The 12798-nt window shown below is 59.4% G+C and carries 12 protein-coding genes; 3 read left to right on the top strand and 9 right to left on the bottom strand.

What is annotated here, in order from left to right; all coding sequences use genetic code 11:
* Positions 1-80: 80 nt before the first annotated feature.
* A complete protein-coding gene (gene radC / locus CLV74_RS05880; RefSeq protein ID WP_106263304.1) occupies positions 81-842 on the top strand; it encodes a RadC family protein in 762 nt (253 codons plus the stop codon).
* A 58-nt stretch (positions 843-900) separates the two neighbouring features.
* Here the strand turns inward: radC and CLV74_RS05875 are convergent, their stop codons facing one another.
* The 5 genes from CLV74_RS05875 to hslO all read right to left on the bottom strand — a co-directional run bounded on the left by CLV74_RS05875 (position 901) and on the right by hslO (position 7380).
* Positions 901-2727: an ABC transporter ATP-binding protein gene (locus tag CLV74_RS05875; protein WP_106263303.1), complete on the bottom strand. Its 1827-nt coding sequence runs from the start codon at positions 2725-2727 to the stop codon at positions 901-903.
* Positions 2724-4580, bottom strand: a complete 1857-nt coding sequence (locus tag CLV74_RS05870) for an ABC transporter ATP-binding protein (protein ID WP_106263302.1) — start codon at positions 4578-4580, stop codon at positions 2724-2726. The genes CLV74_RS05875 and CLV74_RS05870 overlap by 4 nt, the downstream gene beginning before the upstream one ends.
* Before the next feature lie 61 nt (positions 4581-4641).
* The gene (locus CLV74_RS05865) at positions 4642-5799 is read right to left on the bottom strand and encodes a CCA tRNA nucleotidyltransferase (protein ID WP_106263301.1); all 1158 of its coding nucleotides are present in this window, start codon (positions 5797-5799) and stop codon (positions 4642-4644) included.
* Entirely contained in the window at positions 5799-6395 is a 597-nt protein-coding gene (locus CLV74_RS05860) for a CoA pyrophosphatase (RefSeq protein ID WP_106263300.1), read from the bottom strand. The genes CLV74_RS05865 and CLV74_RS05860 overlap by 1 nt, the downstream gene beginning before the upstream one ends.
* Positions 6382-7380: an Hsp33 family molecular chaperone HslO gene (gene hslO / locus CLV74_RS05855; RefSeq protein WP_106263299.1), complete on the bottom strand. Its 999-nt coding sequence runs from the start codon at positions 7378-7380 to the stop codon at positions 6382-6384. Before hslO ends, CLV74_RS05860 begins: the two co-directional genes overlap by 14 nt.
* A 119-nt stretch (positions 7381-7499) precedes the next feature.
* On the opposite strand from hslO, the gene CLV74_RS05850 reads away from it, so the two are divergent.
* On the top strand, positions 7500-7940 hold the full coding sequence (locus tag CLV74_RS05850; protein ID WP_106263298.1) for an NUDIX hydrolase: 441 nt from the start codon (positions 7500-7502) through the stop codon (positions 7938-7940).
* Here the strand turns inward: CLV74_RS05850 and CLV74_RS05845 are convergent.
* Positions 7935-9209 (bottom strand): PP2C family protein-serine/threonine phosphatase, encoded by a 1275-nt coding sequence (locus CLV74_RS05845; protein WP_106263297.1) that lies wholly within the window; start codon positions 9207-9209, stop codon positions 7935-7937. The genes CLV74_RS05850 and CLV74_RS05845 overlap by 6 nt on opposite strands.
* A 146-nt stretch (positions 9210-9355) precedes the next feature.
* Here CLV74_RS05845 and CLV74_RS05840 point away from each other — a divergent pair, with 146 nt between their 5' ends.
* Positions 9356-9688, top strand: a complete 333-nt coding sequence (locus CLV74_RS05840; protein ID WP_106263511.1) for an Hpt domain-containing protein — start codon at positions 9356-9358, stop codon at positions 9686-9688.
* Positions 9689-9691: 3 nt separating this feature from the next.
* On the opposite strand, the gene ilvA is transcribed toward CLV74_RS05840, so the two are convergent.
* The 3 genes from ilvA to CLV74_RS05820 form a co-directional block, all read right to left on the bottom strand.
* Positions 9692-10930, bottom strand: coding sequence for a threonine ammonia-lyase IlvA (gene ilvA, locus CLV74_RS05835; protein WP_106263296.1), 1239 nt, complete (start codon positions 10928-10930; stop codon positions 9692-9694).
* A gap of 121 nt (positions 10931-11051) precedes the next feature.
* Positions 11052-11561 carry a hypothetical protein gene (locus CLV74_RS05830; RefSeq protein ID WP_146134904.1) on the bottom strand — a complete coding sequence of 170 codons (510 nt, stop codon included), beginning with the start codon at positions 11559-11561 and terminating at the stop codon, positions 11052-11054.
* Positions 11562-11990: 429 nt separating this feature from the next.
* Positions 11991-12731: a hypothetical protein gene (locus CLV74_RS05820; RefSeq protein WP_106263293.1), complete on the bottom strand. Its 741-nt coding sequence runs from the start codon at positions 12729-12731 to the stop codon at positions 11991-11993.
* Between the last annotated feature and the right edge of the window lie 67 nt (positions 12732-12798).

Raw genomic sequence — 12798 nt, 5'->3', positions numbered from 1 at the left:
AGCGCCCGCCCTCACCGGCGGGCGTTTGCTTTTCACAGCCATGCACCGTTTGTTAACCAGTTCGGGCGCACCCTGCCCATATGTCAGACCCGAACGCCTTTCAGGAATCACTCGCGCTTTTTGCCATGGATGAGGCCGCCACCGCGGCCCTGCCAGAGGCAAAACGGCTCCCGTCCTACATCAAGGACCACCGCCAGCGCCTACGCCAGCGCTTCTTGGAGGGTGGCGCAGACGCCCTGCCCGATTACGAACTGCTAGAGCTGATCCTGTTCCGCGCGATCCCAAGACAAGACGTAAAGCCCCTCGCCCGCACCCTTCTGGACCGGTTCGGCGACTTCAACCACGTCATTTCCGCCCCGGCGGAACGCCTTTCGGAAACCAAAGGCTGCGGCCCCGCCGTCATCCTTGAACTCAAAATTGTCGAGGCTGCGGCCCATCGCCTCGCCCGCTCCCGTGTCATCCAGCGCCCCCTTCTGGGCAGCTGGCAGGCCCTCATCGCCTACTGTCACACCACTATGGCCCACCGCGAAACCGAACAGTTCCGCGTCCTCTATCTGGACCGCAAAAACGTCCTCGTAGCAGATGAAGAGCAAGCCAAAGGCACCGTAGACCACGTCCCCGTATACCCCCGTGAGGTCATGAAACGCGCCCTGCAACTCAACGCCAGCGCCCTCATTCTGGTGCACAACCACCCCTCAGGCGATCCAACCCCCAGCCAGTCCGACATCTCCATGACCCAAAAAATAGAAGAGGCCGCGCAGGCCCTCGGCCTCACCCTCCACGATCACATCATCGTCGGGAAATCATGCGAACTCAGCTTCCGGTCCGAGGGCTACCTCTGACTTTCATCTTGGCAAAAATACCTCCGCCGGAGGCGGCGCAACCGATGCCAAACAGCACTCACTCTGCCGCTTCCAAGCCCAAGAATCCACCGGACTGCCGCGCCCAAAGCCGCGCATAGACCCCGTCCTGCGCCAGCAGGGCCTGATGGGTACCCTCTTCGATCACTCGGCCATCATCCATCACGACAATCCGGTCCATCCGCGCAATGGTGGACAAGCGGTGCGCGATGGCCAGCACCGTCTTCCCCGCCATCGCCCGCTCCAACGCCGTTTGAATGGCGGCCTCTACTTCGCTGTCCAGTGCACTGGTGGCCTCGTCCAGCACCAGAATAGGGGCGTCTTTCAGAATGGCGCGGGCCAGTGCAATCCGCTGCCGCTGACCCCCAGACAGTTTCACGCCGCGCTCGCCCAGATGGGCTTCGAACCCTTCACGGCCTGCGAAATCACGCAGACGGCCAACAAACTCCAACGCCTCGGCAGCTTCGGTTGCGGCGATCAACTCGGCCTCGCTGGCATCCGGTCGTCCGTACAATATATTGTCCCGCGCGGAACGGTTGAACATAGATGTGTCCTGCGTGACCATCGCGATCTGCCGCCGCAGGCTCTCCTGTGTCACATCCGAGATGTCCTGACCGTCAATCACAATCCGCCCGCCTTCCGGTTGATACAGCCGCAAGAGCAAGGACACCAAGGTCGATTTCCCCGCGCCAGAGGCGCCCACGATCCCGATCTTCTCGCCACCGGAAATCCGCAGATCAATGCCCTGCACGCCGCCCGTGCGACGTCCATAGCCAAAGCGCAGATCGTCAAAGACGATCTCACCGCGCGGCACGGCCAAGTCAGGCGCACCTTCCGCATCCTCGATCCGCCGCGCTGGGGTCAGGGTGCGAATACCGTCCTCGATCTCGCCAATATTGGCGTACATCCCCATCAGCGTGTGACTGACCCAGCCGGTCATCTGCGCAATCCGGATCGAGATTGCTCCAGCCGCCGCAATATCCCCCGCGCTGGCCTGCCCCCCGCGCATTAACATCATCGTCGCCCCGATCAGCAGCACAGGCAGCACGCCCGCCAGCAGCATCAGACAGGCCCGAAACGCAGCCGCCAGATGGCCCATATGCAGCGCCTTGTCGCGGAACGTGCGCATGGCATCCAGTGCCGCGCTGTCCTCATACCGGTCATGAGCAAACAGTTTGACCGTTTTGACATTGGTGATCGTGTCCACCACCTGCCCTGTCACCATCGCCCGCGCCGAGGCACGCGCCTTGGACCGCCCCCGCACACGGGGAATAAAGTACCGGATCAGCGCGAAATAGGCCCCAAGCCACGCAGCGAGCAGCAGCGCGACCCACCAACTGATCGCCCCCAGCAACAAAACCGACCCCAGCAAAGAGGCCAGCGAAAAGGCGATCACGTTAACAAATTCAGACACCACATCGGTCGTGGCCCGTGAACATTGCATCTGCTTTTGCGCCAGCCGTCCCGCGAAATCATCGTCAAAGAACGACACCTCTTGCCCCAGCGTCCAGCGGTTCAGGCGCGACAGAACCAGCGGGTTCACGTTGGGCTGGATGATCACACTGTTCGCCGCGGCCGAGAGGCCAAAGGTCAAAGGCCGCAGCAGAATAAAGAACGCCACCGCGCCCACAAGAACAGCCATATGACCCGCATCAAACACATCTACCGACGTGCCCGCAGCATCAACCAGCAGCCCCAGCACCATGGCCGAGCCTGCCTCGGTCGCGCCAGCAAGCGCCGATAGGGCGAACGCCCCCAAAACCGCAGGCCACGCCCCTGCCATCGCCCACCGCATAAATGGCCAAAGCGTCTGCGGCGGTGGCCCGTCTGCGGGTTTGAATGCGTCGATCCAGTCTGAAATCTTCATCGCTCGCCCTCTTGTTCGCCGTCTGGCGTGCGGCCCAGAAACCCGCCGGACTGGCGTGTCCAAAGGCTGGCGTAGATGCCACCTTGCGCCAGCAGCGCCTCATGGGTTCCGTCTTCTACGATCTGCCCCTGATCCAGCACGATAATCCGGTCCATCTGGGCGATCGTCGATAGACGGTGAGCAATGGCGATCACCGTCTTGCCCTCCATCATCTGGTAGAGCGTTTCCTGAATGGCGGCCTCAACCTCAGAATCCAGCGCGCTTGTGGCCTCATCCAGTACCAGAATGGGCGCGTTCTTCAGAAAGACCCGCGCCAGCGCGATCCGCTGGCGCTGACCGCCCGACAGTTTCACGCCGCGCTCGCCCACATGGGCGTCATAGCCTGTGCGGCCCTCGGGGTCCTCCAACGTCGGGATAAACACATCCGCCGCAGCCTGCGCCGCGGCTTGCGCCATCTCTGCCTCAGAGGCCGATGGTTTGCCGTATAGGATGTTATCCCGCACCGAGCGGTGCATCAGGCTGCTGTCCTGCGTCACCATCCCGATCTGGCCGCGCAGGCTGTCTTGGGTCACCGCGCCGATGTCCTGCCCGTCGATCAGGATTTGCCCCTGCTCCACGTCATAGAACCGCAACAGCAGTTTGATCAGGGTGGATTTGCCCGCACCCGAGCGGCCCACCAGACCCACCTTTTCCCCCGATTGGATGGTCAGGCTGATGTGATCCAGCCCGCCTTGGCCCTTGCCGTAGTGGTGCGACAGGTCTTTCACCTGAATTAAGCCTTCGCGTAGCTGCAAGGGCTGCGCATCGGGGCGGTCCACCAGATCGATAGGTTGGGCAATCGTCTCTAGCCCCTCATCCACGACACCGAGCTGCTGAAAGAAACTACTGACCGCCCACATGATCCAGCCAGTCATCGCGTTCAGGCGCAGGGTCAGCGCGGTCGCCGCCGCAACGATCCCCAAGGTGGCCGAGCCCACAGTCCACAGATACAGCGCCCATCCGACAACTCCGACGATCAGCAAACCGTTCAGGATCACCAGCGCCAGATCCATGACGGTGTATAGCCGCATTTCGGTCTGGAAGGTGCGGCGGGCATCCTCGATCGCCTCATAGGCATAATCGAGTTCGCGGTCGTGATGGGCGAACAGCTTGACCGACTGGATGTTGGAATAACTATCCACCACCCGACCCGTAATCTTCGAGCGTGAATCGGCAGCGGCCTTGGAGGCGGGCGCGATGCGCTTCATGACCCAGCGGACCAGCAGCAGATAGAGGCCCAACCACGCCAGCAGCGGCAACATCAGCCGCAGATCGCTATCCCCCAGCAAAACCGCCGCCCCCACCACATAGGCAAAGGAAAAAGCCAGCGCATCAAAGACCTGAAACACCGCCTCACCAGCAGCAGGAGGGGCCTGCATGATCCGCCCCGCGATGCGACCGGCAAAGTCATTCTCGAACCAGCCGACGGACTGGCGCAGCACATGCTTGTGCGCCCGCCAGCGGAAGATGGTACCAAAGTTCGGCAGGATCGCGTTGTTCAGCAGCGCCACATCCAGCGCCTGAAATAGCGGGCGCAAGGTCAGGATGAACAGCGCCACCAGACCGACCTCAAACCCGTGATCAACCCAGAAAGTCTGCGGATCGCCCTGCAGCAGATCCACAAGCCGGCCCATGTAGTAGATCAGCCAAATCTCAACCACGGCGACCGATATGGCTGCCAGACCGGCAAAGGCAAAGACCCGTTTGAAGGGTTGCGACAGCCACCACAGATAGTCCCGAACGCGGCGCGGAGGCTGGTCGGGTTCCTCATAAGGGGCATAGGGGTCAATGAGGTTTTCGAAAAACCGCAGCATGTGTCTCAACTCTGTTCGGGATGAACTATAGTGCCCGAAGTCTGGCGAGAAAGCGTGACGGTTAATCGGGAGCGTTCAAAAGATCTTGTTTGCTGGGGGTAAACTGCGCCTCGATCCACCGCTTTTCAAGCGTCTTAAGGCGCAGGCCCAACTGTGCGCCGGTGTATTCAGGCATCAAATCTGCCGCTTTCACGGGGAATTGAGCCGCTGCGCCTTTGGCTACGCTATCCAGATCAGTCGAATTAACCGGCTGACCCATCATTGCTGCCCGCAAAACCACAGCCCGCGCACCAATGTCAGCGCCAAGACGGTAACCCACTTCATGGGGCGGCTGCCCCTCCAGCGCCCAAGTACGCAAGGCATCCAACCGCTTCGCGTCCGCCTTGGACAAGCGCAGACGATCCGCCACATCCTGACCGCCAAGGCTGGCAAGGCGCAGCATCGGATCAGGGTCTTGGCCCGCCTGCGCCTCTAGGTGAACCAGCGGCGCAAGGGCGGTGTGATCGGCTGCGGGCAGCACCTGCAACAGCACGCCTGACTGCGCCATCGCTGCAACCGCAGGCGCAGGGTCTGTGGCACGCAGCAGCTTGGTCATCTCGGCCCCGATCCGCTCGGCGGCAAGTGTTTCGATGCCATCAGACAGGGTCGCGCAAGCCGCCAGACCTTCAGCGTCCATGCCCAACGCCGGATCACCGTACCAAGCCGAGAAACGGAAAAACCGTAGGATACGCAGGTAATCCTCGCGAATGCGCTGCTGGGGATCGCCGATAAAGCGCACATGCCGCGCCTCAAGATCCGGCAACCCGTCCAAGGGATCGGCCAAACCGCCCGTGCGATCCGCGTAAAGGGCGTTCATGGTGAAGTCGCGCCGCGCTGCGTCCTCATCCATCGTGTCGGAAAACGCCACGACCGCATGACGCCCGTCCGTTTCCACATCACGGCGGAAGGTCGTGACCTCATGAGGGATGCCGCCGGAAACCACCGTGATGGTGCCGTGATCAATGCCTGTAGGTACAGGTTTCAGCCCTGCGGCCTTGGACAGTTCAATCACGGTTTCGGGGCGGGCATCGGTGCAGATGTCGATGTCATCCACAGGCGCCCCGATCAGAGCATTCCGGACACAACCGCCAACGAACCATGCCTGATAACCGGCATCGACCAGCGCGGCGCAGACCGCCTGCGTTTCATCCCGTGTTAGCCATTCGCCGGTAACCTGCATCACATTCTCTCTGCCAAACCGCGCAGAACCCGCGCCGTTGCACCCCAGATATAATAGGGACCATAGGGCACCGTGTAGTAATGACGGCGCTGTCCGCGCCAACGGCGACCGTTGATCAGGAAGCGGGCCGGATCGGTCACATGATCAAAGGGAACGTGAAAGACCTCGGCCACCTCACCCGCTTCGGGTTTCGGTGTGAAAGGCGTGTGCAATAGCCCCACGATCGGGGTCATGGCAAAGCCGGTCACCGTTTCATGCGCGGGCAGCGACCCAAGGATTTCCACATTCTCGGAAGGCAGCGCGATCTCTTCGCGCGCCTCACGCAGGGCTGTGGCGGTCAGATCGGCATCTTCGGGGTCTTGCTTGCCACCGGGGGCCGCGATCTGGCCCGGGTGATGCTTTAGCGCGGAAGAGCGTTTGGTCAGCCACAACCGCCCGCCCGCATGCGTCGGTTCAAACGCCAAAAGAACCGCAGCAGGCCGTAACTTGCGCCCTTCGGGCAGAACAACCGAAGGGTTCAGGTCAAAATCCGACGACGGCCCTGCCGGTTTCGACAGGGCCGCCAATAGGGTCTGTTTCAGATCATTCCCCGCCATCAGCGGGCTTCTCGGCTTCGAAGCCAAGGGTGGCGGGATCCAGATCGTAATGGGCGCCGCAGAACTGGCAATCCGCCGTTACGCGACCTTCTTCGGTGGTCATCGTGGCGATGTCCTTACGCGAATAGATCGACAGACTGCTGCGCACCCGCTCTTCCGAGCAAGTACAGCCGAATTTCACCGGCTGCGCATCATAGACCCGCACGTCCTCTTCGTGGAACAAGCGGAACAGCAGATCGGTAGGCGATACGCTTGGGCCGATCATTTCCAGTTCTTCTGCCGAATCCAGCAGGATGTTGGCGCGGTTCCAGTTTTCGGCGTCATCGCCATCCACAAGATCCTGCGCCATCAGCACACCACCTTCGCCCGAGCCACCTTCGCCGCTGGCAAAGGGCGAGGCTTTGGGCATGTGCTGCAACATCACGCCGCCGGCACGCCAATGTTCCACGCCGCCTGCTTCGGTGGATTTGCCGAAGGTGACGTGGAAACGGGTGGGCAGCTGTTCGGACTGCGCGAAATAGCCCTGCGCCGCGGCGCACAGCGATTCGCGGTTCAGCGGCGCGATGCCCTGATAGGGCTGCATATCGGGTCCCTGATCGATCAGAACGGCGAAGTAGCCGTCGCCGATCAACGACATGGGGGCAGCTTTGGCATCCACACGATCAGCGTCATAGCTGGCGTAGGCGCGGATGCGGGCAGGCTCGCCCTCTTTTTCGGGACCGTAGTAATCGGTGGCGATCATGCGCACAGGGCCGTTCGACTGAACCTGAAGCGACAGCTTCCAGCGCAGTTTGATGGTCTGGCCAATCAAGGCAGTCAGCAACGCCATCTCGGCGACCAAGGCTTCGACCGGCGCGGGATAGTCGTGCTGCTTCAGGATGCCATCCAGCACCCCGTCCAGACGGGCAACGCGCCCGCGGATATCGGCTTTGTCCAGCTGGAACGGCAGAACAGTGTCGTCCCAGGCAATTTTATTCACTTGCATAGTGGGGTTCCCTTACGCGGATCGGTTTGGGCATACCGCGCCCATATAGGGGCTACAAGTGCCGGACCAAAGGGCTATGGTGCCAATAATCCGTGTTTCCCTCATACAGGATTTCCAGAATGCAACGATTTGGTGCGCCGCGCCGCTCTGACATTTCCTATACGCGCAGACCGGGGGCCTATGCGGTTCTGGTGCGGGACGGGCAAATGCTGATGACATTTCAGGCCGAACCCGAGCCTGAATTCCAGCTCCCCGGCGGCGGCATTGATGCGGGCGAGACCCCCGTTCAGGCCCTGCACCGTGAGGTCTACGAAGAGACCGGCTGGACCATTTCCACCCCGCGCCGGATCGGAACCTACAAGCGCTTCGTCTACATGCCGGACTATGACCTCTGGGCCGAGAAGATTTGCATGATCTATCTAGCCCGCCCGATCCGCCCGCTTGGCCCCCCGACCGAGGAAAGCCACACCGCGATTTGGGTGCCTCTGCCCGCAGCCCCTGCGATCATGGACAACGACGGCGACCGCGCCTTTGTCCAGCAGGTGATCGACCGCCTATAGGTGCTGCATGTTCCACAGAATTGCCGAGATATCGTCGCCGAAATCCTCTGAGCCTGCGTGATCGGCCAGATGCCACATCAGCCCGTCCAGCGCGGTGTTGGTCGGCATATCTCCCAGCATCCGGACCAGTTCGCTGGTCCGCGCATCGCCCAGAAAATCCCCTGCCCGATCGGTACTTTCCGAAATTCCGTCAGAGAGGATCCACAGCCGGTCACCGGGATCGAGCCGCGTTTCCACCGTTTCGAATTCAGCACCATCAAAGAGACCGACGGGCAGACCGCCCTGCCCCAGCTGCTCCATCCGGCCAGACGCGCGATGAATGATGGGATGGGGATGGCCCGCCTGACACAGGCGCAATTGCCCCGTGCGCAGGTTCAGGCTGGCCAGAACCATTGTGGCATAATGATCGGTCTGCATATCCGACAGCAGGCGTTCGTTGATCCGGCCCACAGCCGCATGGGGATCGCTGGCGCGGAATATCCCCGCTGGCCCCTCTTGCATGGCAAGGTTCATCGCAGGGTGACCGGGCGAAAGATAAGCCGCCAGCCGCGCCGTCATCAGCGCGCTGCTGATCCCGTGGCCCGAGACATCGATGGCGTACATCAACACCTCATCCTGCGCACTGGGGAAGAACCCCACCAGATCGCCGCCCACATGGCCCGAAGGCCGGAGCATCAAAGAAATCTGTCCCTGCCCGAAATCACGGAATCGCTCTGGCACCAAGGATTGCTGCAGTTGGCGGGCATCGGTTAGTTCTTTTTCCTGCGCCTCGTACAGCTCTTGCAGCTTGGACAATGCACCCGACAACTGCCGGTTCTTTTCCGCCAATTCGCGATGCATTTGAACGATCCGCTCGCCTGCGGACAATCGCGCGCGCAATTCGTCAAAGACCACAGGCTTCGGCAAATAGTCATCTGCGCCGCAATCCAACCCGTGACTGACATCACCTTTGTCGGTGCGAGAGGTCAGAAGGATGAAATATCCATAACCAGCTTTTTCCATCTTTCGGAAACGACGACAGAATTCCAACCCATCCATGCCGGGCATCATCCAGTCGCTCAAAACAATATCGGGAGGTGTGTTTTGGCATAGGGCCAGCGCGGTCTGGCCACTATCCGCCTCAAGAATTTCATACCCCTGCTTTCGCAAGCTAACACTTAGTATGCGCCTTTGCATGGCACTGTCATCTACAATCAAAACCCGCAATCGTTGTGCATTCGGTCGATCGGGCACAACTTTAACCTGCTGGAAATCATTGATTCCACTCATAACTCATTCCCTTACCCACATGGGGTAAAGAAGCGCATCAGGGTTTAATGAGAGGTAAATGCTAAAAATCCACTTACATTAGTCGAACGTTTATAGTGACGGAGGGCGGATTTCGAACTACCTCTATTAGTAAGATGGAGACTGCGATGATCGACTGGAATCGAATCAATGAACTGCGCGACGAGATCGGCGAAGAAGATTTCGCGGATGTCGCTCAAATGTTTCTGGTTGAGGTAGACGCAGCCATCGAACAACTGCGCACCGCACCAGAGCTGGACTCGCTGGCCGAGGATCTGCATTTCCTGAAGGGCAGCGCGATCAACCTAGGCTTTGCAACCTTTGCCGAGCTTTGCGCATCCGGCGAATACACCGCACGGGAAAGCGATCCGGCAGAGGTGGACATCTCCGAAGTGATCAAATGCTACGACAAATCACGCGCCCTGTTCATCGAAAGCCCGCTAATCTGCGGTGCAGCCTGATCCTTAGATCAGGAACTGCGCCAGCAGATCGTCATTGGTAATATCCGTATAGACGAAACCTGCCGCATCCAACTTGGCCGTAAATCCGGCAAAGTTTGCGGCATCATCGGTCTCGATCCCGATCAGAACCGAACCAAAGTTCCGCGCCGATTTTTTCAGATATTCGAAACGGGCAATATCGTCGTGCGGCCCCAAGAGATTCAGGAACTCTTTCAAAGCACCGGGACGCTGGGGCAAACGCAGGATGAAGTACTTTTTCACCCCTGAATAACGCTGCGCGCGTTCTTTCACCTCAGGCAAACGCTCAAAGTCAAAGTTCCCGCCCGAGGTCACGCAGACCACGGTTTTCCCTTCGATCTGATCGCGAATATCCGCAAGAACATCGATCGACAGCGCCCCCGCGGGCTCTAGAACGATCCCTTCGACATTCAGCATCTCTAGAATCGTGACGCAAATCCGGTCTTCAGGCGCTGAAAAGACGTTCTGGACAGGCACATCCCTCAAAATGTCGAAGGTTTTCGCCCCGACCTGCGCGACCGCCGCACCGTCTACAAAGGTATCCACGCGTTTTAGCGGCATGGGGCGGCCCGCCTTCAAGGCAGCAGCCAGAGACATCCCGCCCAAAGGCTCGACAAAGCTGTAGCTGCAATCGCTGCCAAAGAACTTGTAGATCCCCGACGACAATCCACCGCCGCCCACGGGCAACACGATATGGTCAGGCGCTTTGCCCAAGGTTTCCGCGATCTCGACCGCGACACTGGCTTGACCTTCGATCACATCATCATCGTCGAAGGGCGACAGGAAATGGGCACCGGCCTCTTTGCAATAGGCCTGCGAGGCGGCCAGCGTGTCATCGAAATAGTCGCCGGTCAGGCGGATTTCGACGTTTGAACCGCCAAAGGCACGGGTCTTCATGATCTTTTGCTGCGGCGTCGTGACGGGCATAAAGATCACGCCCTTCACATCAAAATGCCGGCACATATAGGCGACGCCTTGCGCATGATTGCCCGCACTGGCGCAGACGAACTGTTTTTGGTCCGGCTTTTCCGCCAGAACCTTGCGCATGGCATTGAACGCGCCGCGCAGTTTGTAACTGCGGACGGGACTTAGGTCTTCACGCTTCAGCCAGATTTCAGCGCCAAAGCGAGCAGACAGGAAATCATTGCGCAGCATCGGTGTTGCGGGGAACACCTCACGCATGGCGGCTTCGGCGGCTTGGGCCTGGGTACGGAAATCACTCATGCAGGTATCAGTGACCCAAGGATTGCGCTGGCGCAAGATGCAGTTGCTGCGACCTGAATGACAACGCCCGCACCTGCGTTATGCAAGCACGGGCGTTGGGAGATAATGAAATGATCTCGGCTTAGATGACTTGGAATTCTCTCATCCGGTCATCCACCAAACGCTCTTCGATAACTTTGTCGTACATGACACTCATGAAAACCAACGACAGAAGGGTGGCAGTCCAGAACGCAGCTTGCAGGGCAACAAAGCCGCCTGCGACCAGCGCCAAACCCTGACCGAGGCTTGCGGCCTCAAGCGCGTAGAACGCCCCTGCGCCGAACGCCGCGCCGATCAGAAGGGCCGTGCCGCCAATTCCAACCAACGCCTTAATGAAGGTACCGGACATATCATGGGTGGTGTTCCACGCCTCGCTCATGGTCAGGCGCACATCGACAGCCGCAGCAGGCAGCAGGGGTGAAATGCGGAACCCAACGTAGCCGACCAGCAGCACAACCAAAGCTCCGACGCCGTAGAAACCGACCGGAATATTGACCGTCGCGCTGTTCGACCCAGAGCCGACCAGCAACGAAACCGCGCCCAGAGCGAACACAAACATGATCGCCCCCATCACAGCACCGACCGAGGTCATGGCGCCCGCGTACTGCAAAATTTCGCGTGTTCTGACACGACGCATCGCGGGCCGGTTCTCACCGGAACTTGGCAGAAGGAAAAGGCGATGCAGCGGGACGGCGATTTTGCTTACGCAGTAGACCCCCAGCAATGCAACAAAGCCTACCGAAATCAAAGTCGGCAGCGGTTGACCGACAGAGATCGCAGCCGCGGCAAGGACGCTACTAGTCAAAAGGAACAGTGCAACTCGCCCAATCGCCAACGAGAGGAGCTTTTTTTGATTTTCCACAAACACGCTATACGTGTCTCTTAAAATATCAGAATCAGACATGACAAACCCAAACACAAAGGAATCTGCAATTTATGCATTAAGTTAACAATACATTAACAAATTATAGCAAGCAAGAAAACAACTTTAAGCTTAGTTAATGTCACAATTGCCTATACTTTAGAGTAGTGCCCGCTCCTGAACAAAATGCCCGTAAAAAGTCGTGAGCAGGCTGGCCATGACCATTGTCAGGAACCAATTCGCCGCGATTTGCGCGATTATCCCGATTATCGGGATACCGGCGAAACCAAGCGCAAACAGTTGTAGGCCGAAGGTCAGGGCCATTTGCAAAGCAATGATCAACAGAATTGCGCCGGTCAGGCCTTTTGTTTTGTCCCAAGCTTCTTTCAGGCCCATGTCTTCGCCGATGGCTGCGGCAGGTAGCATCGGGGACAAACGGTAGAAGACGGTAAACAGGTAAAGCACCAGAAACACGCCAAGTGCGACCGCAACAGGTGCCAGACCCTTACCCACAATCATCAGAGCCGTCGCCCCAAGCGCGGCGGCCAATGCGACGATCAAGGTGATCAGCAACGAAAAGCCCAGATACCGCATGATCGGACGGCCATGCCATTGGGGGACGTAGCCCTCGGGCATCTCTTCCAGCAGGATGTAGCGGTGCCAGGACACGGCGATCCACAGGCTGAGGATCACATAGAGGACAGCGACCAGCAGCTGGATCAGGATTGCGCCACCCGACATGGGCATGTTGCCCCCATGCCCGCCACCTTGCATCGACTGGCCGAACGACAGTTCGACCACCGCCAGAACCAGATACAGCAGGCCCGAAATCCGCAGCGCCTCGCGCCAGTTGCGCAGAACCATGGCCACCGCGTGTTTGAAAAGCATCCATCCGGTCATAACCCAACCCCATAAAAAAGCCGCTTTCCCTCAGGGTTCGCCTGATTTTCCAAGGCGGTCAACGGTG

The organism is Donghicola tyrosinivorans, assembly GCF_003003355.1.
Classification (GTDB): domain Bacteria; phylum Pseudomonadota; class Alphaproteobacteria; order Rhodobacterales; family Rhodobacteraceae; genus Donghicola; species Donghicola tyrosinivorans.
This window is presented reverse-complemented; position numbering and strand designations above follow the sequence as displayed.

What these genes read in the sequence shown, in the direction of transcription:
- radC (WP_106263304.1), top strand. Translation starts at nt 81, where the DNA reads ATGTCAGACCCGAACGCCTTTCAGGAATCACTCGCGCTTTTTGCCATG.
- CLV74_RS05875 (WP_106263303.1), bottom strand. Translation starts at nt 2,727, where the DNA reads ATGAAGATTTCAGACTGGATCGACGCATTCAAACCCGCAGACGGGCCA.
- CLV74_RS05870 (WP_106263302.1), bottom strand. Translation starts at nt 4,580, where the DNA reads ATGCTGCGGTTTTTCGAAAACCTCATTGACCCCTATGCCCCTTATGAG.
- CLV74_RS05865 (WP_106263301.1), bottom strand. Translation starts at nt 5,799, where the DNA reads ATGCAGGTTACCGGCGAATGGCTAACACGGGATGAAACGCAGGCGGTC.
- CLV74_RS05860 (WP_106263300.1), bottom strand. Translation starts at nt 6,395, where the DNA reads ATGGCGGGGAATGATCTGAAACAGACCCTATTGGCGGCCCTGTCGAAA.
- hslO (WP_106263299.1), bottom strand. Translation starts at nt 7,380, where the DNA reads ATGCAAGTGAATAAAATTGCCTGGGACGACACTGTTCTGCCGTTCCAG.
- CLV74_RS05850 (WP_106263298.1), top strand. Translation starts at nt 7,500, where the DNA reads ATGCAACGATTTGGTGCGCCGCGCCGCTCTGACATTTCCTATACGCGC.
- CLV74_RS05845 (WP_106263297.1), bottom strand. Translation starts at nt 9,209, where the DNA reads ATGAGTGGAATCAATGATTTCCAGCAGGTTAAAGTTGTGCCCGATCGA.
- CLV74_RS05840 (WP_106263511.1), top strand. Translation starts at nt 9,356, where the DNA reads ATGATCGACTGGAATCGAATCAATGAACTGCGCGACGAGATCGGCGAA.
- ilvA (WP_106263296.1), bottom strand. Translation starts at nt 10,930, where the DNA reads ATGAGTGATTTCCGTACCCAGGCCCAAGCCGCCGAAGCCGCCATGCGT.
- CLV74_RS05830 (WP_146134904.1), bottom strand. Translation starts at nt 11,561, where the DNA reads ATGACCTCGGTCGGTGCTGTGATGGGGGCGATCATGTTTGTGTTCGCT.
- CLV74_RS05820 (WP_106263293.1), bottom strand. Translation starts at nt 12,731, where the DNA reads ATGACCGGATGGATGCTTTTCAAACACGCGGTGGCCATGGTTCTGCGC.